Consider the following 19,564-nt stretch of genomic DNA (forward strand, 5'->3'; position numbering starts at 1 on the left):
TCACCTTATTTCTACTTCTTTGGTAGCAGGGTGTATTCACCAACAAATTCTGCCACAAGCTGCTCACCATCAAAGATACTAACTGGTACTTTATAAATAGCCTTTTCACCTTGCTCAAGAGACGTTAAATCACCACTGCATTTTTGTAAATCAACATTACCGCGTGGATCTTGCTTTAACGGCTTCAAATACTTAATACTTGCATCTGAAAGCACAATTGCTGCATCTACACCAATTTCTTTTAAATGAAGGTATGTAGCGCCCCAACCCGTTAAGGTTGCCAAGCTATAAATTGAGCCCGCAAACATTGTACCGTGAAGGTTTTGGTTAGCACTAAATTCAGCTGTAGTTGTAAACTGCCAATCGGTATAACTCTCAACCTTAATGCCCATAGCATCACTGATTGGAATATCTTCACGCCACGTATTTTGCAACACTTTGGTCCATTCTGGACGGCGAAACCAACCAGGGCATGAAGGACATACTTTAACCATTTTCCAGTGCTGAATATCACCATACATTAAATGTGCTTTTTCAATCACCACATAACCATGCCGTTTGTAAAAATCAACAGCGCGGTCTCTGGCAAACAGAAGTAGCTCTTTGGCACCTTGCTGCCATGCAATTTTTTCTAGTTCATGTAATAAACGACTGCCGAGGTGATGCCCACGATGATCTTTATTGACCGCCATATAGCGCACTTGTGCTTGCTCACCTGTATTCCAATGCAAACGCGCTACGCCGAGAACTTGTCCTTGCTCATTTTTAATAAAACGATGTTCAGCTTCTTGCTCAAATTCATCTTGCTCAGAGCCTCTCGGCTGCTGCCAAGGTGCACGTAATACTTGCCATCTAAGTTGATAATAATCCTGCCAATCTTGACTGCTCTGGGGTGTCGTTACTTGTAACATGGCGACTCCTTATTATTTTAATTGGCAACAGATTAACCTAAAACCGGAGAATATAAAATCATTCCATGGTAAACACTTTGGTATTAATCTAAGCTTGTTAGTGCATAGACATTACAAGAGCTTACCTTGATAAATACCGAATTTGTAAACCATTCAAATGAATTAGGAAACCTAGTTTGTTTACAGAAAACAGCTATTGGCACATGCACCATAAGGCAACTCAATAACCTTCGCTGGTTATTAATAAACAACACCTTACAATCTATATGTAATTTAGATCACCCTGAAAGCTTTTTGTTGCCCCATTTACAACAACTTGCAAATTTATGGCAACAACTAGATAAGCCAAATAAAGTATTAGAAGTAGGGCTTGGTGGTGGTGTTATTCGTAACTATTTGCAGGTTAAATATCCTCTCTGTGAGGTAATTACCATTGAAAAGAGCCCTGAAATTATCGAGCTATATCAACAATTTTTTACCAAAGAAACTAACCCTAAAATAGTAAACTCAGATATTACTTCACTCGATTTAACGGAAAAGTTCGAATGGCTCGTACTCGACTTATTCAGCCAACAAGATTGCCCTATCTTTCTTTTTCACCAAGATTTTTATTTAAAAATAAAAGAGCTCTTTATATCAAATAAAGAGCGCCATTTGTTTATCAATTTTATTTGCGAAAATACGCAACAAATAAAGCTACTGGAAGAAGTATTAAAAGAGGTGTTTGAAGTAGATGCAACTGTCTACCCAATTAAAGACTACAACAATAAAATAGTCCATTTACACTTCTAAGCGAAATGTCACTGGTCCATCATTTACTAAATGCACTTTCATATCAGCACCAAATTGCCCAGTTTGCACCTTAGCTAAACTTGCTCTAGCCTGCTTAACAAAGTACTCATAAAGCTCTTCACCTAGCGCTGGTACTGCGGCGGATGAAAAACTCGGGCGCATGCCTTTTTTGGTATCTGCAGCGAGAGTAAATTGCGATACAACAAGCAAATCGCAGCCAATGTCTTTTAAACTTAAATTCATTTTACCTTCACTGTCAGAAAAGATGCGGTAACCTGACACTTTATGCAAAAGCTTATCCGCTTTTTGCTGGTCATCCCCTTTCTCTACACCAAGCAATAATAAAATTCCCTGTTTAATTTCACCGACGACTTCACCTTCAACGACTACTTTGGCTTCACTCACCCGTTGAATTAACCCTTGCATACTACTTTTCCTCTTTTTCAACAACTAGTGGTTTATTTCTATTCCCAAACGTTTGCTGCAACGACACTGTAAACTCTGCTCCTAACAACACCACAATCCAAGATAAATATACCCATACAAATAGAATTGGAATTGTTGCCAGGGCACCATAAATTACTTCATATGATGGGAAGTTACTCACATATGCAGCAAAGCCTTTTTTGCTAAGTTCAAATAGTAATGCGGCAAACATTGCACCTGGCAGTGATGCTTTAATTGGCACACGGGTATTTGGTACCAAGGTATAAATCAACATAAAACCTGCGGTTGAAATTACATAGGGCAATAACCCCAGTAAAAAACCACTAAATCCCGGAATACCTTCATCAGCATAGGCAGCAAGGCCTACGATATATGATGTAACACCTAGGCTAGCACCTAATAAAACCGGCCCTAACGTTAACACCATCCAGTAAATAGCAAACGAAATAACCACAGGGCGCTTTTTTTGCGTACGCCAAATACGATTTAGCGTGGCATCAACATTGCGTATCAAAAAGAGTGCAACCACAATTAAAAAACCAATACCCATCGCTGTCATTTTGTTGGCATTACCGGTAAACGCACCGATATGTTCTTTAATTGTTTCAGAAGAGGTAGGAACAAAATTATTGAAAATAAAATTTTCAATCATCGCTCGAAACTCTTGAAACACAGGAAACGCAGAGAAAATAGCAAATACCACAGCCAACATAGGCACCAATGATAACAATGTAACATAGGCCAAATAGCCTGCATTTACGGTAATTTGATCATCTAAACAACGTTTTCCATACCCTTTAAACCAAAAGGCAATGTAGCTCACTCCGTTACCTAAGTGCTGAAACATCTGTGAATAATCGATTTTCTTCTGCATATTAAGCGCTACTAATAAAAAATTATTGCCATATAATAACAAGATAATGAAAAGCATAAAGAGAATTGCACACACTATGAAAAAATTACTGTTAGCTGTCGCAACCACAAGCTTATTAACCCTTTCAGGCTGTCAAACAGCCTATTATTCGGCAATGGAAAGCGTGGGTGTTCATAAACGAGATATTCTGATTGACCGAGTAGAAGAAGCAAAAGAGTCGCAACAGGAATCGCAAGAAGAATTCCAATCTGCCTATGAGCGCTTAACTACATTAATTAATTTTGACGGTGGCGAGCTGCAAAAAGTTTACGACCAACTGAATGATGATTATTTAGCGAGTAAAAAATCGGCTGAAGATGTTTCAAGTAAAATCAATGCCGTGGAAGACGTAGCTGAAGCGCTGTTTGATGAGTGGGAAGAAGAATTAGAGCAATATTCAAACGCCAAGCTAAAACGCGACAGCCAAAAGAAACTTTCTGCAACTAAACGCCAGTTTGAACAGTTATTACGTTCAATGCGCCGCTCTGAGAGTAAAATGGAGCCAGTATTAACCGCATTAAACGACAACGTTTTATACCTCAAACACAACCTAAATGCACAAGCTATAGCCGCAATAAAAGGTGAGTTTTCAAGCTTAAAGCGCGATATTCAAACCTTAATGAGTGAAATGAATAAATCGATTGCAGATTCAAATCAGTTTATTGCGCAGATGAATAAGTAGAAGAGTTTTCTTATTTTTTAAATAAAAAAATGCCGCTTTAAAGCGGCATTTTTATTATTTCCAGAGATTAGAACTTGTAGTTCACACCTACTGTGTAAGTACGACCATCTAGATCGAAGAACTCACCGTCATCATAGTATGAAGGATGACGAGGTGGTGTTCTGTCGAACACATTTAAGATACCACCACGAACTTGAAGATCATTAGTGATATTATAACGTGCTGTTAAGTCCCACTTAATGTAAGAAGGGATATCGTTATAATTGTTATCTTCAGGGATCCAATCACGGTCAGCAACTGTTGCATGTCTGTATGTAGACGTTGCTGCAACTGATAAATCTTCGTAGCCATAGTTAAGAGTGAAACGACCTTTCCAACGAGGACGGTGTACTTCACCTTGATATTGACGGCTATCTTCTTCTTTACCTGTTGTGTTTTGCTCACGCTCTTCTAGGTAAGTTGTGATTAAACGGAAATCGAAATCACCAAAACCAGATTCAAAGCCGTAGTTAAGCTCAATATCAGTACCTGAAATAGTACTTGTTGCAGCATTTACTGGAGACTGATAGAACGCAGTGATCTCAAGTGATGTAGGATCACGCTCAACAAGATTACAGTAAGGGTTATCTAGTGAATCTAGTTCATAACAACCACGAACAATGTTAGCAGCGCTAGGACGTGTAATCATGTCTTCTAGCTCAAACTTCCAGTAATCTAACGTTACACTGAAGCCTTCAAGGTATGCTGGCGTATAAATGAAACCATATGTAATGTCATATGCTGTTTCGTTTGTTAAGTCATCATTACCTACAACGTAACCTGGGTGAGTTGTTTGCTTCCAAAGATCAGAAGGCGCCCAACCAACTGGGATACCAGCTGCACGACAGTTACGCTCAATGTTTGCTTTGTATTCACCAGCATTGTCAATTTGGCCTTGTTCACAAGGATCATTGAAGCTCGCGTAAGTTTGGCCTGGAGGACTGTATAACTCATCGATGTTTGGTGCACGAACTGACTTAGAGCGGTTCAAACGGAAACGTAAATCATCGTTCATTACATAGTTAAGACTTACTTTCCACGCGTCATCAGTACCTGTAGATGAGTAATCCATGTAACGGTATGCTAGTTCAACATATAAATCTTGAACAAACGGCATGTCAGATAATACTGGAATTGAGAATTCTGCAGCCGCTTCTTTAACATCAAACTCACCGAATAGTGCATCTGATTGGTTGTTAAAGATTAGACCTTTACGCATCGCTGGATCTGGTAGTGTCTCAGCACGTTCTTCACGATATTCAAGAGTGAATGCTGATGCTAGAGGACCTGCTGGTAATTCAAATAAATCACCGCTAACAGTACCACCAACAACTGTTTGCTTGATGCTTGCACGACGAGTTGCATCAGTACCTACATAATCAAGAGCTTCTTGAGATGCTAAGCCTTTACCCCAAATATTTAATGGTGCACAACCAGACAAACCACCAACAACTTCACCAGCATCATTACGGTCAGCACACACGATTTGACCATTAAATTCTACTGCATCAAGTGCGTTGAAGAAGTTATCTACAAGTAACTCACCAAACCAAGTTGTGTCTTGCTGTACGTAACCGATTTGAGCATACGCATCGTAGCTCCAGTTATCAGTAATCATACCGTCAAAGCCTAATGCACCACGAACAGTTTGACGTTTTTGGTCATACTTACGGTGGCCAAACATATCTGCTAGGTAATAAGAACCATATGAAGACATACCACGATCAGCAAAGAACTGTTTAGTTTCGTCACTGAAGAATGCGTTATCAGCTCTCATTCCTGGTAGGTAGAAGAATGCTGGTGAGCTTTCACCAAAAGCAGACGTATTTGAATAAAGCATTTCAAATGTCATATTGTGATCGTCAGCAAGTTCCATATTTACTTGCGTGTTCACATTAATACGCTCAAGCGGCGTACGAACATACTTATGCTCTAAGAAGTTATAACCGTCACCGTCACCAGTGTAGTAGTTAGTGTTTCGGCTACCAGGTGTTGAACTCGCTGGTAAACGCTCACCTTCAACAAATGGACGGATAGAACCATCATCAGCAAAAATGAAGTGACCATCTGGAGCAAAGAAATCACCAGTCTTGCTGTAGAAACGTAATGAAGTTGAACCTTCTTGATCATAGATAATACGACGAGGGATGCCATCTTCGTCATTTACGTTATCTGGGTGGTCAATAGCAATAACACCATTTTTGATGAAATCACGTTGGTCACCACGTAACTGCTCATCTTTAGTGTATGAAATATTAGTGATAAAACTAATTTTGTCTGCTTCACCACCAAATGTTAATGATGCATAACTTGATTCACCACCTTCTTGAGAAGGTTGACGTGTAGATGCGTCAAACTCAATACCATCAAATGATTGCTTAGTTACAATGTTTACAACACCAGCAATAGCATCAGAACCATAAACAGCAGATGCACCACCAGTTGTTACTTCGATACGCTCAATCATTGCTGTTGGAATGTTGTTTAAGTCCACAGCACTTGATGTAGGTGAACCTGAAACGAAACGACGACCGTTAACAAGAACAAGAGTACGGTTAGGACCTAAACCACGAAGGTCTGTATTGTTAAGACCGCTTGCGAAAATAGTATTATTTGTTGTTTCTGGAGAAAGACCTGTCGTCGCCGATGGTAAATCTTGAAGTAAGTCTGCAACGTTTGTAATACCAGCATCAGTTAGTGTATCACCAGTGATTACTGTAACAGGAGTAGCTGAAAGTTCACCAATACGCTTGATTTTAGAACCAGTAACGGTAATACGTTCTACTTCTTCGCCTTGATTTGCTTCTTCAGCAGCTGTTGCAGCAAAACTAGTCACTGCACCAGCAAATAACGCGCCTTTTATACCAAGCGCTAATAAGCTTAAGTTTTTCAAAATGAGATTTCCCTGAAGTTTTCTAAATGTTATGCGTTACAAATTACACAAATGTATTTCAAATTATTTCAAAATGTAATTTGAACACCATTGTTTTAACACAAAAATTACAAAAGGTGAGCCGTTATCGACAAACAACATTTTTATAAAAAACAAACTAAATTAAATGCAGGATAAAAACAAAAAAAATAAACAATTAAAAACAATAGGTTATAGCGTTACAACAGTAAATCTAAATTTACAGTTAAAAAATTCCATTTACAGTTATTTACAATTTAAGCAATAAATATCAGTGACTAATCGCTTATTTCATACTTCAAAGGGCAATTTTCAATCATTTTAGATAGAAATAATTGGTAGGAGGAGTGAAATGCAAGATTAACGGACGCCAATCTTGCGATAAATGAAATAATTAACTTTTGGTTAATATTCTCGGTAAATAACCACTTTTCTAAACTTTGCTGCATCGATTATTGACCATAAATGGAAAATACCACCAATAATTGCTGGAACCACCAAAAACCACAGTGCATAACCGCCAAATACTACAATTGCAAAAACTAATGCTGCGCCGATTCGGCCTTGCACAAGTTGGCCTAGACCTGGAAAAAACACATTACAAATAGCGGCAATTACATTGCCTGCTGATCCTTGTTCTGCCATATAAACCTCTCAAATTTCCAATTTACTTAACTTAAATCAAACTCTATGCCAAATATATTTTAATATAACTTTCAGTGTGTTAGCTTTAAATGACAACTTACGAGTAATTCATTATTAGTAAGATTGACTAAAATAGAGCTAATTACACTAAATATGGAGCTTGCCATGAAATTAACATTTATCGGGGCAGCAAGTACAGTGACAGGTTCAAAACACCTGCTCGAAATTGATAATCTCAAAATCTTGATTGATTGCGGCTTATATCAAGGCATTAAAAATTACCGAACCCGCAATTGGCAATCTCTTCCATTTGATATAGCACAATTAGATGCCGTGTTATTGACTCATGCCCACATAGATCACTCTGGCTACATCCCACTTCTGTATAAACAAGGGTTTAGAGGTCCTATTTTTTGTTCATATGAAACATTAAAACTATGCGAAGTGTTATTACCCGATGCCGGTTTTTTACAAGAAGAAGACGCCAAATACGCTAATAAAAAGAAATTTTCTAAACACTCTCCTGCAGAGCCACTTTATACATTAAATGATGCTAAAAAGTCATTGTCACTTTTTGTTCCATTAGACTTTCATCATTTAACGGAAGTATTACCCAATGTTGAGATCACTTTAAAAGCAAACGGCCACATTTTAGGCGCTTCGAGTATTGAGCTAAGAGCAAAGAATAAGACCCTGATATTCAGTGGTGATGTAGGCAGACAAGATGACCCTATCATGTATCCGCCTGAAGCTATTGCCCCGTGTGATTTATTGGTTGTTGAAGCAACCTATGGTGACAGACGACATGCTGTTATCGACACCAAGCAAATCCTTGCCGATGCCATAAATGACACTTTTAAACGCGGCGGTATATTTTTAATGCCCTCTTTTGCAGTAGGTCGCGCACAATTGATTTTGCATTTAATAGCTGAGCTCAAAAAAGAACAACGTATTCCTAATGTGCCTGTTTACCTCAATAGCCCGATGGCAATTAAAGTAACCGACCTTTACGAGAAAGCACATAAACATCACAAATTAACAAAAGAGCAATGCCAAGCTATTGATGACATGACTGAGTTTGTAAAAACACAAGAAGAGTCAGAGTTACTCAATAGTCGCCACTTACCTTGTATTATTGTTTCAGCCAGCGGTATGGCGAGCGGTGGTCGTGTACTCCATCACTTAAAAAGCTTATTACCAGATGATAAACACACAGTAGCATTCTTAGGTTTCCAGGCAGCAGGCACGCGAGGTGAAGCCTTAATTAATGGTGCAGAAAGAATCAAAATACATGGTGAATATGTCGAGGTACGGGCAAATGTTTTGCATCTAGATTCGCTCTCAGCACATGGCGACTATCAAGATATTCTAAATTGGCTTCAGCAAAGTGAGTCTTTACCAAAGCAAATTTATATTAATCACGGTGAGGTCAGCGCATGTGAAGCGATGCGGTGCCACATTAAAGAACAGCTAGGTATTGATGCCAAAGTAGCTGAATATTTAGAACAAGTTGAACTTTGAAAACCCAATTTTTAGTACATCAAGGTATCTACATCGCGTTTAATGATAAATTGATGGCTGACGTTCATCGCCATCAATTTATTCAAATAAACTTACTCTCGCCGAAGGCTATCGTTACCGTTGAGCAAACATTTATAAATGCGAGTTGTTTAGTCATTGCGGCTAATGCTCATCATGCACTAAAAAGTGAGGCTCCGGTAATCACAATCTTGGTTGATAACTTTAGCGTGTTAGGCAAAAAGCTAACCCATCTAATTAGCTGTCAAAATGATACTAACAATGCATACATTTGCTTTGAAAATGTAAAGTCCCAGCATCTTTGGCAATATTTTATGGAGCACACAGGTCACTTTGATTATGCGCTTGGGGAATTATTAAATAGTCTTTTATGCGAACATACTCAAGCTAGCACCATCCCAGATGCCCGCATTGATAAAGTGCTAGCACACTTAAATCACAATAACGCTGATGTTAGCCTTAAATTTTTAGCAAATTTGGTCAACTTATCGCCAAGTCGTTTATCGCATTTACTGAGTGAGCACTTAGGTATGCCCTTTAAAAGCTATTTGCGATACTTACGATTTCAACGTTTAATGCCATTGCTAGCAGGCGGCTATGACTTAACAACAGCTGCCTATGAGGTTGGCTTTAGCGATTCTGCACATCTGAGCCGAGAATGTAAAACACTGTTTGGCATAAAACCAAAGTTACTAAAAGGCCGGCTAACATTCGAGCAAGTCTAATAAATTAAAATCATGCTCAATACCCATAATTAACCCAGAGCCTCGTGAGCTAAGCCAAGGTTGCGACAAAATATATAAACCGGATATTTTAGAAACCGTTTTTAATATGCTTTGCTCACCCACTTTCTCAGTTGTTAAATTGTTAAGCCAAGAAAAGTCATTTTTGTAGCCTGTGGCGATTAACACTCTATCTATCGATTGCCCAGCAAGTATTACAGGCTTTTCAGACTTTAACTTATTCAAATCAAAACGTTTGCAAAACATCACGCCCGCTTTTATTAATTGATTATTACGAATACCATCTGCTGGAAAGGGATCGCTTTTTTGTATTCTTTTTGCCAGCCAATGGCGTTTATCTAATCGGGTAATGCCAAATTTATCTAACCAAAAGAAAACATCTTTACCAAATAATCGCTGTGGCAAAAAAGAACGCTGCTTTCCCGAAGATAAGAATACCCGATTATTTTCAGCGAGCATTTTGGCAAGCTGTCGACCACTGGCACCATCGCCAATAACTAGCCAATTTTCGCTTTTACATGTTAAATGCCGGTTTCCTACCGATTCGGGTGTAAACACTCTGTTTTGGTAAAAAGCATTGTTATTTAAATGCAAATTATCGGGTATTTGAAATGCACCGGTACATATAAATAGCATTTTACTTTGATAGGTTTCACCATTTTCACAGCTTAGTGTAAAGCCATTGGTATCCTTTCGCGCATCAATCACTTTGCGGCAAAAACTTATATCAAACTGAAAATTATCTGCATATTGCTTTAGATAGTCGATAAATTCTTGCTTTGTTGGATACTCATTTGCATTTCCAGTCATTTTCAAACCCGGTAACTGGCTGTAACGCTTAGAAGTAAATAAGGCTAATCCTTCATAACGTTTACGCCATGCACTGCCTACTTCACTTGATGCCTCTAAAATAATCACTTCATGGTAGCCTTTTTGCTTTAACAAATAAGCGGTTGCTAAACCTGCGTGACCTGCCCCAACAATAATTGCTTGTTTCATACCTACTCCAACTAAAAACTCTCAGCTAGAATAAAGGGACAAAGCAATTAAAAATTGAATTTAAACGCTATATGTTTGATAAATTTAAAATGCACGGCGACGTTAGCCTAAATTGGCATAACAAAACCCTTGAAATAAACAGCACTGGACCATGGAATATGGAATTTTTTGAGCATTTACATGCACAATTAATTGTTATGGTCAGAAATCAACAGATTACAGATTTCGATGTGTTGTTAAATATTTATGGTGAAGCATTGCCAACGCCAGACGCGCAAAATTATCACATCGAATTTTTAAAAGCATCGAGCGCCAAAGCAGTTGCCATTAATCTAGCAAGGTGTGAAACCAAATCAATGACCAAACAAGTATGCGATAACGTCTATCCTGCGGCTAATTTAACGCACAAATGTTTTAATACAAGAGAACAAGCCCTTGCATGGCTAGCGAGTAATCGCGGGGAAGAGTAAAGCCATTAATGCGCTAAGTGCTTCACGGCGCATTTCATCATTCATACTGGCAAACCCCAATCTTACGTACTGATATCCTTGATGATCAAAGTCGATATAATCATCATTAAAATCTTGCTGACATTGAACGAAAATACCTTGGCTTTGTGCCAATGCCGTAAAGCCAGTTAAGTCTCGCTTACAACCTAACCAAATTGCCATTCCACCATCTGGAATAGCATAGTTGATTGGAAAACCTGCTTGTTTGTATTCTGCTAACAATTGCACAAGGTGATCTCTTCTAGCTAAATACAGCTGCGTCATTTTACGAAGATGCCTTTCAAAATCCCCCTCGCTCATCCAATTGGCTACCGCTTGCTGTAATACACATTCAGTTTTGTGGTTAATAATTTTTTTACTATTAGCGAGATATTCAATCACTTGAGGATGCGCCGAAACATAGCCCAATCGCGCGCCTGCAAACATAATTTTTGAAAACGTTGAAATATAAATTACTCGCCCATCAGGGTCATTTGCCGCCATGGGCACTAAAGGTGAACAGCGATAATGAAACTCATGATCATAATCATCTTCTAAAATTAAAAAATCATGCAGCTGAGCCAATTGGTATATTTGGCTACGACGCTGTGGCGATAAGGTCACTGTTGTTGGGTACTGATGTAACGGCGTTAAATACAATAGCTTTATTTTGCTTTGTGCTAATACACGCTTTAAGTTGTCAGGTTTAATACCAAACTCATCTTGTTCAATGGTGATCAAGTTTGCACCATTTGAGCTAAGCGCAGCGCATGCCGGTGGATAACTAAGTTGCTCAACCGCCACATTATCACCGCCCTGCAACACCGCTTGCGCAACAATAAACAGTGCCTCTTGCGACCCATTGGTTATTAATATTTCGCCAGATGAAAGCCCACGTGCTCTTATTAGGTATTTTTTTATTTGTTCGCGTAATTTGGCGTTACCCAACGTACCTTGGTAATGTAAGCTTCCAAGGTCTAACTGTTTTAACGCGGTATTTAAATGGCTTTTAAATACCTTCATTGAAAATTGCGTTATATCTGGTAATCCACCAGCAAAATTAAAGCGTACGTTGAAATCAGAAGTAGAGAGACTTGTTTTTGGCGATTTAAATAAGTGAGCTAAATTAAACTGCTGAGTTTCGGTCGATTCATTTAGGTCACAGCCTTCTACCGGTAAGACCGAAACTACTTGGTAACCGATACGCGGTAAACTTTCTAAATACCCCTGCGCCACTAACTCATCGCAAGCCGCCATAATAGTATGACGATTCACATTGAGCTGATTTGCTAAATCCCTGCTTGCCGGCAATCGGTCTTGTGGTTTTAACTGACCGGATAAAATGGCCTCTCGAATACTCGCAGCAATGGCGAGGTATTTTTTTTCATGTGGGTTAAATGAAATGGTAAGTAAGCGCATTTAATTTCTGGTCTATATAAATAATAAAAACTGGTTGTTAACGTTATACCAGAATTCTTTTTTAATACACCTCATTAAGCATGAATAATTTGGAATGAGGTCACCATGCAACAATTAACACAAACACAATTTGAAACTAACAAAGTCATTTTGCAAAAGCTGCAACACCACCATTTAGATGATTTATTACAAGCAGGGAAAAACCCGGTAATTTGGCAATATGTACTTAGCAATTACTGCAAAGATAAAGATACGCTTGAGCATTGGTTTAATGAAACAGCACAGTACCAAGCTGATAAGCAATTGCCGTTAGTGATTATTGATAAAGAAAGTAATCAACTGGTTGGCAGCACACGCTTATTTGCCCTTGATTTTAATCACGATAAACTTGAAATTGGCCATACATTTATTACTCCTGAATTTCAACGTTGCCATATCAATACACATACAAAATATCTGCTGTTGAGCTACGCATTTAAACAACTTGGTGCAGCCCGAGTAGAACTTCGCACCCATGAACATAATCAAAAGTCACGAAACGCCATCGAAAGATTGGGCGCACAATTTGAAGGCATCGCATGGCAAGATAGGAAGCTGATTGACGGTAGCTATCGTAATAGCGCGGTATTTAGTGTAACCCACACTATTTGGCCAAATGTAAAACAGTTGTTAGAGGCAAAGTTATAATATGTACCCACCCAATAAATATATTGAAAACGACCACTCTCGACTGTTAGCACACATTGAGAAGTCACCGTTGGCAAGTTTGATTTATCAAAACGCGCAAGGCGATATTGAGCTTTGCCATATTCCATTAGTGCTGGATGAAAAAAAGCAGCACTTATTGGGGCATATGGCCGCAAACAACCCGCTTGCTAAGTTACTTGCTAAGCAGCCTTTAAACATAAAATGCCTTTTTAATGGCGCTGACTGTTATGTCTCTCCGAATGATGCCGAAAAGGTTTATTTACCTACATGGCATTACGCCAAATTAGAGGTAAAAGGCACAGCACAACCTATTTCTGATCCCTCACAAAAGCGCGAGATAATGGCTTATTCCGTTGCACAATTTGAAGATAAACTGGCAACGCAGTGGCAACTTTCTCAAGTAGGTGAGAATGAGCTGTCTCAGTCTTTAAAGTACATAATGGTGTTTAGAGTGGAAATTACTGAAATCCTTGGTAACTTCAAACTGAGTCAAGATAAGGCAAGCGAAACTCGAGATGAAATAAAACAGAGCCTTTATGCTCGTGGCGATAAAGACTCTGCCGAATTAATTTACTAGCGGGCTTTATGAATGCGCTCTACAAACTGGGATGAAGCAATTGCAACAACACAATAAGCAGTAAAAAACCAAAAGCCGATGCCTAGCTCGGCTTTCATTTTTAACATGTTCCCCATTTGCCCATCGGCATTACCAGCCAAATAAGAAACAATTAGCGCAATCACAAATACGTCTGTCATACTCCACTTACTAAGCTTAGAAGCAGCGGTATTAAGCAAACGAGTGAGCTTAATTTTAGCGGGCAATAACACACTGAGTAACTGCATCAATAGTTTTAAAAATGGAATGATCACCGCAAATAAACCAACTAATACCGCCACCACATGGTTTTGGTTATTGGCAAGTTCCTCAATGGTACCAACAATACTACGGGTTTTGCGATAGGCTTCGACTTCGCCTTCTAACTTATCAAGGCCAAGCATACCCGAGAACATACGTAACATGCCGCGTGTATTGCCATCGCCTTCTTCGGCAAGCATGTTAATACCCACATCCACTATTTTAGCTTTATCAATATTCCCTTGCAGTGTTAACACAGGCTGAGTTACCCCAGGGATCAGCAAGGCAATGCTCACGAGTAATAAAATAACAGCGCTAATTTTTGTTTTCATAATGCTTCTTAAAAATTAATTTTCCCGACTTTAACGCATCACAACATTTACAAACAATAATGATGTGATTTTAAGTGAAAATTAGAGGTGATTTAGAACATTCATCATAAAAAAGCCGATGCTAAATAGCATCGGCTTTTTTTTCCATCACATGCAATTACACAGCGAGGCACTATACTGCTTGCTGAACAATTACAGTGTCAGCCTTTTTAGTGTACTGAGGCATTTTGTGGAAGTTTAAGTAACGGTACGTATCAGCAGCCGTTGCGTTAATCTTCTCTGCGTACTCTTGATACTCAGCTGGCGTTGGTAATTTACCAATGATTGCAGCAACTGCAGCAAGTTCAGCTGATGCTAAGAATACGTTTGCACCTGTACCTAAACGGTTAGGGAAGTTACGTGTAGAAGTAGAAACAACCGTTGCTTTATCAGCAACACGTGCTTGGTTACCCATACACAGTGAACATCCTGGCGTTTCAATACGCGCACCTACACGGCCGTAAATACCATAGTAACCTTCGTCAGTTAACTGGTCGCGGTCCATTTTCGTTGGTGGTGCAATCCACATACGTGTTGGAAGCTGACCTTTGAAGTTATCAAGTAACTTACCAGCTGCACGGAAGTGGCCGATGTTTGTCATACAAGAACCAATGAATACTTCGTTGATTTCTTCACCTTGTACGTCAGAAAGTAATCGCGCGTCATCTGGATCGTTTGGCGCACATAGAATTGGTTCTTTAATGTCTGCTAAATCAATTTCAATGATGTGTGCATATTCAGCATCAGCATCTGCAGTCATTAATTCAGGGTTAGCTAACCACTCTTGCATCTTAGTGATACGACGCTCAATAGTGCGTACATCACCGTAACCTTCAGAGATCATCCACTTAAGCATTACGATGTTAGAGTTTAAGTACTCTTCGATTGATGCTTGTGACAGCTTAACTGTACAACCTGCAGCTGAACGCTCCGCTGATGCGTCAGAAAGTTCAAACGCTTGCTCAACTGTTAAGTGCTCAACACCTTCGATTTCTAGCACACGGCCAGAGAATTCGTTGATCTTGCCTTTCTTCTCAACAGTTAATAAACCTTGCTTAATTGCGTAGTAAGGGATTGCGTGTACTAGGTCACGTAATGTGATACCTGGCTGCATATCGCCTTTGAAACGAACAAGAATTGACTCAGGCATATCTAATGGCATAACACCTGTTGCTGCAGCAAACGCTACTGCACCTGAACCCGCAGGGAAAGAAATACCCAGTGGGAAACGTGTATGCGAGTCACCGCCTGTACCTACCGTATCAGGCAGTAACATACGGTTTAACCATGAGTGGATAACACCGTCACCTGGACGTAGTGAAACACCGCCACGGTTCATGATGAAATCAGGAAGTGTGTGGTGAGTGTTAACGTCAATTGGCTTAGGATACGCTGAAGTGTGACAGAATGACTGCATGGTTAAATCAGCAGAGAAACCTAAACACGCTAAGTCTTTTAGCTCGTCACGCGTCATAGGGCCTGTGGTATCTTGCGAACCAACCGTAGTCATTTTCGGCTCACAGTATTGGCCAGGGCGAACACCTGCTACGCCACACGCTTTACCAACCATTTTCTGTGCAAGGGTAAAACCTTTACCTGAATCAGCAGGAGCTGCTGGCTTACGGAAAATTGTTTCTTGCGCTAAACCAAGTGATGTACGAGCTTTGTCAGTTAAACCACGACCAATGATCAGAGGAATACGACCTCCCGCTTGTACTTCATCAAGGATCACGTCAGATTTAAGCTCAAACGTAGAAATTACTTCATCAGTACCATGACGCTTAACAACACCTTCGTATGGGTAAATATCAACTTGATCACCCATGTTTAATTCGTCAACTGGCAGTTCAATTGGTAACGCGCCAGAATCTTCCATGGTATTGAAGAAAATGGGTGCAATTTTACCACCTAAACATACCCCACCAACACGCTTGTTAGGCACAAATGGAATGTCATCACCCATAAACCAAAGCACAGAGTTAGTCGCTGATTTACGAGAAGAACCCGTACCTACAACGTCACCTACGTACGCAAGTGGTAAGCCTTTAGCTTTTAATTCTTCAAGTTGCGAAATTGGACCAATTTCACCAGCTTTTTCAGGGTAAATACCCTCACGCTCGTTTTTAAGCATTGCTAGGGCGTGTAGTGGGATATCTGGACGTGACCATGCGTCTGGCGCTGGAGATAAATCGTCAGTGTTGGTTTCGCCAGTTACTTTAAATACAGTAACAGAGACTTTTTCAGCAACGGCTGGCTTTTCAGTGAACCACTCAGCATTCGCCCAAGATTCAATTACTTGTTGTGCGTATTTATTACCCGCTTTCGCTTTTTCTTCTACATCGTAGAACGCATCAAACATCAGTAATGTGTGTGATAAACCCTTAGCAACAATCGGCGCTAGCGCTTCGTCGTCAAGTAGCTCAATCATAGGTGCGATGTTGTAACCACCTAGCATAGTGCCAAGTAATTCTGCTGCGTATTCTTTTGACACTAATGGCGAGCTTGCTTCACCTTTAGCAACAGCTGCTAAGAAACCCGCTTTTACGTATGCCGCGTCATCAACACCTGGTGGTACACGGTTTACTAATAGGTCTAAAATAAATTCTTCTTCGCCTGCAGGTGGATTTTTAATTAATTCAATTAGATCTGCAGTTTGTTGCGCGTCTAATGGCTTAGGTACGATACCTTGTGCCGCACGCTCCTCGACATGTTTACGATATTCTTGAAGCACAATAAGGCCCTCTTGGTGACGTGTAATACCTGATTAACTGTAGCATCTGTGAGAGTAGCGTCAGGCATTTGTTAATAATTCACAAATCATTATAAGGGTTTTATTGCGTGTTCCCAGCCATCAAGACTTATACCAATTATAAAAACCGTGAATATTAAAAGGGTAGTTCAAGAAATCTTATGAATAGTCACTTTAGTGATCAGAAGTAAAAGATGATCGCCACTTTTGTTCAATTAATACGTACTCTTGTGAGTTGTGTAGATCATTTAAAGCTTGTTGTAAGCGTTTTAATAAAATGGGGTTTGAGTCTTTGCTAAGAGCGATATGCAATAACGGAGCCCGCCCTAAATCTACAACTGGTTCAAACTCTGACATATCAAACGCCAATAACTTACTCAGCGCGATTAAATTATTCTTTTGCAGCACAATGGCATCAACACGCTGTTCTTTCAGTGCTGTTATTGCCTCTGGCCAAGTGCGCACTTGCATCACATTTTTGGTGGGCCATTGATACCTTGCAACAATCTCGTCCATCAAATAATCATCTCTTGCGACTACAAGCGTTAAGTTACGCATGGTATTTGTGCTAACTTTCTTTTGTTTAAATGATTTTAACTGCCATAAATACAATGAACTTTTACTTTGTAACAACGAGTTTGCAGGAAAAATTGGCCCAACCCAAAGGAAATCGCCTTCACGTTTTTGCGTGCGACGAATGGAATAAATCATCACGTTCTTTTGCTGGGTTGCAATATGATAAGCCCGCGACCAAGGAAGAATAAGATGCTGAGTATCTATACTTTCGCGCTTAAGTAATGCATTAACGATTTCAACCGCCACCCCTTCTAACTTATCACCAGCCTTTACTTGATAGGGAGGAAAATGTTCAGTGACCACCATTTCAAGATCAGCTGCCAACAGCTTAACCGAAAGCAATAAAGTTACGATAAGAGTAAAGCTATTTGTTAGCCAGGAATGCCGCATTGAGTTATTAATAAAAGGAAGTCATTTTCCTAAGTCTAGGTGAGAGCTAGCGTAAATAAAAGAAAGCCAAGTAATGGAAATAAATAAGCAATTATGCGATTAGGCATACGGTATAAAAATGCTTTTTCCGGGTTAGCTGGGTCAACAAACAAATACACTGTTTGATTCTCATTAAGCGCATTTAAACAACTTTTGTCATACTCCAAAATAACACTGTATTTTTCTTGTTCAAAACAATATTGCAGCATCATTTGTTTATCTTTAAAGCTGTAAAATGGCATCAAATCTTGTAAGCCAACTAATGTGGCTTTTTCAATAGCGCAAGCACGCCAAGAGCGTTTTCGTTGGCGGCACAAAAAATAATATACCCAAGGCTCCAAGCCCCAAAGTAATATTAACCCGCCAACTAATAACAGCTCTAATTTCATGCCCATTCCCAACTTAGTTAGATAACTTATAAACAAGGTTAGCAGCCACAAGATCGCTAAGCGCCGTGCCCACCGATTTAAATAATGTGATGCTACTTTCTTGCTGTCTGCCTAAAACGCGTTTAGCACATAAGTCGGCTAATTCACCTTTTATTTGCTGTTGGCTAAACGCTCCTTCAGCTATCGGAATTAACAACTCCCCCGCTTCGTTTAACACGTTTGTTAAGCCATCCACGTACACCTCACTTTGTGTTACCGTTTGCGTATCACACTCTCGGCAATGTTTGTGATGGTTACCGATTAGGTCTATATGCGTACCAACACTGACCCAGCTACCATCAAATAACGGCTCCGGTGAGCCTGTTGCACAACAAATTGTGCAGGCACTTGCAATCGTTGCTTTATCAGATTGCCCAGCAACAAATGCAACGTGACTAAATTCGCTTTGTAACTGGCTAATCAAGCTGTCTACCTTGTCGCGATTGCGGCCAATAATGGTCACTTTACGGTAATTGCGAACTGACAAATGCGCTTTAATCATATAACTGGCAAGGTTACCGCTACCAAAAAACACTAAATGCTCAGCATCTTCACGTGCTAGATAGCGTGCTGCTAGCGCCGAAACTGCAGCGGTTCGCCAAAGCGTCACACTTGTGCCATCCACCAGCGCAAGCGGTACACCATGCGCTCGGTCAAACAGCATAATTTTTGAATATAAGGATTCAAAACCCGCCTCGCCATTTTGCGGGAAATAAGTAAAGGATTTCACCCCAATCACTTCTTCATCCCACGCTGGTAAAACAGCAAATGCATTATGTGAAGGATCACCTGGTTTCAGTTCAAACACTTGTCGCTGTGGCATTAAAAAGTTGCCGGCAAAACTCGTGTTAAGTGCATTAATTAAGGCATCAAACGTCAGGCTAGATAACACCTGTTCTTTTTCAATTATTTTCATGGC

19 protein-coding genes are annotated in these 19,564 nt (G+C 39.8%); 7 read left to right on the forward strand and 12 right to left on the reverse strand.

What is annotated here, in order from left to right; genetic code table 11:
• Window positions 1–11: 11 nt before the first annotated feature.
• Entirely contained in the window at window positions 12–911 is a 900-nt protein-coding gene (locus AAEU29_RS13720) for a bifunctional GNAT family N-acetyltransferase/hotdog fold thioesterase (protein WP_274760961.1), read from the reverse strand.
• 126 nt (window positions 912–1,037) lie between these two features.
• On the opposite strand from AAEU29_RS13720, the gene AAEU29_RS13725 reads away from it, so the two are divergent.
• Complete coding sequence (locus AAEU29_RS13725; RefSeq protein WP_274760960.1) at window positions 1,038–1,703, forward strand: polyamine aminopropyltransferase; 666 nt, start codon at window positions 1,038–1,040, stop codon at window positions 1,701–1,703.
• Here AAEU29_RS13725 and dtd read toward each other — a convergent pair.
• Complete coding sequence (gene dtd / locus AAEU29_RS13730; RefSeq protein ID WP_274760959.1) at window positions 1,692–2,129, reverse strand: D-aminoacyl-tRNA deacylase; 438 nt, start codon at window positions 2,127–2,129, stop codon at window positions 1,692–1,694. The genes AAEU29_RS13725 and dtd overlap by 12 nt on opposite strands.
• Before the next feature lies 1 nt (window position 2,130).
• Window positions 2,131–2,997, reverse strand: a complete 867-nt coding sequence (locus tag AAEU29_RS13735; protein WP_421974104.1) for a virulence factor BrkB family protein — start codon at window positions 2,995–2,997, stop codon at window positions 2,131–2,133.
• Between the two features lie 103 nt (window positions 2,998–3,100).
• On the opposite strand from AAEU29_RS13735, the gene AAEU29_RS13740 reads away from it, so the two are divergent.
• Window positions 3,101–3,745, forward strand: a complete 645-nt coding sequence (locus AAEU29_RS13740; RefSeq protein WP_372767295.1) for a DUF2959 domain-containing protein — start codon at window positions 3,101–3,103, stop codon at window positions 3,743–3,745.
• A 67-nt stretch (window positions 3,746–3,812) separates the two neighbouring features.
• Here the strand turns inward: AAEU29_RS13740 and AAEU29_RS13745 are convergent, their stop codons facing one another.
• Together AAEU29_RS13745 and AAEU29_RS13750 are read right to left on the reverse strand one after the other, a co-directional pair.
• Entirely contained in the window at window positions 3,813–6,677 is a 2,865-nt protein-coding gene (locus tag AAEU29_RS13745) for a TonB-dependent receptor plug domain-containing protein (RefSeq protein WP_421973873.1), read from the reverse strand.
• A 423-nt stretch (window positions 6,678–7,100) separates the two neighbouring features.
• Window positions 7,101–7,340 (reverse strand): hypothetical protein, encoded by a 240-nt coding sequence (locus tag AAEU29_RS13750; protein WP_274760955.1) that lies wholly within the window; start codon window positions 7,338–7,340, stop codon window positions 7,101–7,103.
• A 165-nt stretch (window positions 7,341–7,505) separates the two neighbouring features.
• Here AAEU29_RS13750 and AAEU29_RS13755 point away from each other — a divergent pair, with 165 nt between their 5' ends.
• Window positions 7,506–8,861 (forward strand): MBL fold metallo-hydrolase RNA specificity domain-containing protein, encoded by a 1,356-nt coding sequence (locus tag AAEU29_RS13755; RefSeq protein WP_421973874.1) that lies wholly within the window; start codon window positions 7,506–7,508, stop codon window positions 8,859–8,861.
• Window positions 8,858–9,604: a helix-turn-helix domain-containing protein gene (locus AAEU29_RS13760; RefSeq protein WP_421973875.1), complete on the forward strand. Its 747-nt coding sequence runs from the start codon at window positions 8,858–8,860 to the stop codon at window positions 9,602–9,604. The genes AAEU29_RS13755 and AAEU29_RS13760 overlap by 4 nt, the downstream gene beginning before the upstream one ends.
• Here the strand turns inward: AAEU29_RS13760 and AAEU29_RS13765 are convergent.
• Window positions 9,584–10,621 carry an FAD-dependent oxidoreductase gene (locus AAEU29_RS13765; RefSeq protein WP_421973876.1) on the reverse strand — a complete coding sequence of 346 codons (1,038 nt, stop codon included), beginning with the start codon at window positions 10,619–10,621 and terminating at the stop codon, window positions 9,584–9,586. The two genes, AAEU29_RS13760 and AAEU29_RS13765, sit on opposite strands and share 21 nt — an antisense overlap.
• A 71-nt stretch (window positions 10,622–10,692) precedes the next feature.
• Here AAEU29_RS13765 and AAEU29_RS13770 point away from each other — a divergent pair, with 71 nt between their 5' ends.
• Entirely contained in the window at window positions 10,693–11,091 is a 399-nt protein-coding gene (locus AAEU29_RS13770) for a hypothetical protein (protein WP_274760951.1), read from the forward strand.
• Here the strand turns inward: AAEU29_RS13770 and pdxR are convergent.
• Window positions 11,065–12,528: a MocR-like pyridoxine biosynthesis transcription factor PdxR gene (pdxR, locus tag AAEU29_RS13775; RefSeq protein WP_421973877.1), complete on the reverse strand. Its 1,464-nt coding sequence runs from the start codon at window positions 12,526–12,528 to the stop codon at window positions 11,065–11,067. The two genes, AAEU29_RS13770 and pdxR, sit on opposite strands and share 27 nt — an antisense overlap.
• 105 nt (window positions 12,529–12,633) lie before the next feature.
• Here pdxR and AAEU29_RS13780 point away from each other — a divergent pair, with 105 nt between their 5' ends.
• On the forward strand, window positions 12,634–13,215 hold the full coding sequence (locus tag AAEU29_RS13780; protein WP_421973878.1) for a GNAT family N-acetyltransferase: 582 nt from the start codon (window positions 12,634–12,636) through the stop codon (window positions 13,213–13,215).
• A 1-nt stretch (window position 13,216) separates the two neighbouring features.
• Entirely contained in the window at window positions 13,217–13,813 is a 597-nt protein-coding gene (locus AAEU29_RS13785; RefSeq protein WP_421973879.1) for an FMN-binding negative transcriptional regulator, read from the forward strand.
• Here AAEU29_RS13785 and AAEU29_RS13790 read toward each other — a convergent pair.
• The 5 genes from AAEU29_RS13790 to lhpI all read right to left on the reverse strand — a co-directional run bounded on the left by AAEU29_RS13790 (window position 13,810) and on the right by lhpI (window position 19,561).
• Window positions 13,810–14,424: a paraquat-inducible protein A gene (locus AAEU29_RS13790; protein ID WP_421973880.1), complete on the reverse strand. Its 615-nt coding sequence runs from the start codon at window positions 14,422–14,424 to the stop codon at window positions 13,810–13,812. The genes AAEU29_RS13785 and AAEU29_RS13790 overlap by 4 nt on opposite strands.
• Before the next feature lie 172 nt (window positions 14,425–14,596).
• Window positions 14,597–17,194 carry a bifunctional aconitate hydratase 2/2-methylisocitrate dehydratase gene (acnB, locus tag AAEU29_RS13795; protein WP_421973881.1) on the reverse strand — a complete coding sequence of 866 codons (2,598 nt, stop codon included), beginning with the start codon at window positions 17,192–17,194 and terminating at the stop codon, window positions 14,597–14,599.
• A gap of 192 nt (window positions 17,195–17,386) precedes the next feature.
• Window positions 17,387–18,178 carry a substrate-binding periplasmic protein gene (locus tag AAEU29_RS13800; RefSeq protein WP_421973882.1) on the reverse strand — a complete coding sequence of 264 codons (792 nt, stop codon included), beginning with the start codon at window positions 18,176–18,178 and terminating at the stop codon, window positions 17,387–17,389.
• A 35-nt stretch (window positions 18,179–18,213) separates the two neighbouring features.
• Window positions 18,214–18,606 (reverse strand): DUF3592 domain-containing protein, encoded by a 393-nt coding sequence (locus AAEU29_RS13805; protein WP_105173185.1) that lies wholly within the window; start codon window positions 18,604–18,606, stop codon window positions 18,214–18,216.
• A 13-nt stretch (window positions 18,607–18,619) separates the two neighbouring features.
• Window positions 18,620–19,561, reverse strand: coding sequence for a bifunctional Delta(1)-pyrroline-2-carboxylate/Delta(1)-piperideine-2-carboxylate reductase (gene lhpI / locus AAEU29_RS13810; RefSeq protein WP_421973883.1), 942 nt, complete (start codon window positions 19,559–19,561; stop codon window positions 18,620–18,622).
• Window positions 19,562–19,564: the final 3 nt, after the last annotated feature.

It is taken from the genome of Pseudoalteromonas aquimarina, from assembly GCF_049257255.1.
In the GTDB taxonomy this organism is placed as follows: Bacteria; Pseudomonadota; Gammaproteobacteria; order Enterobacterales; family Alteromonadaceae; genus Pseudoalteromonas.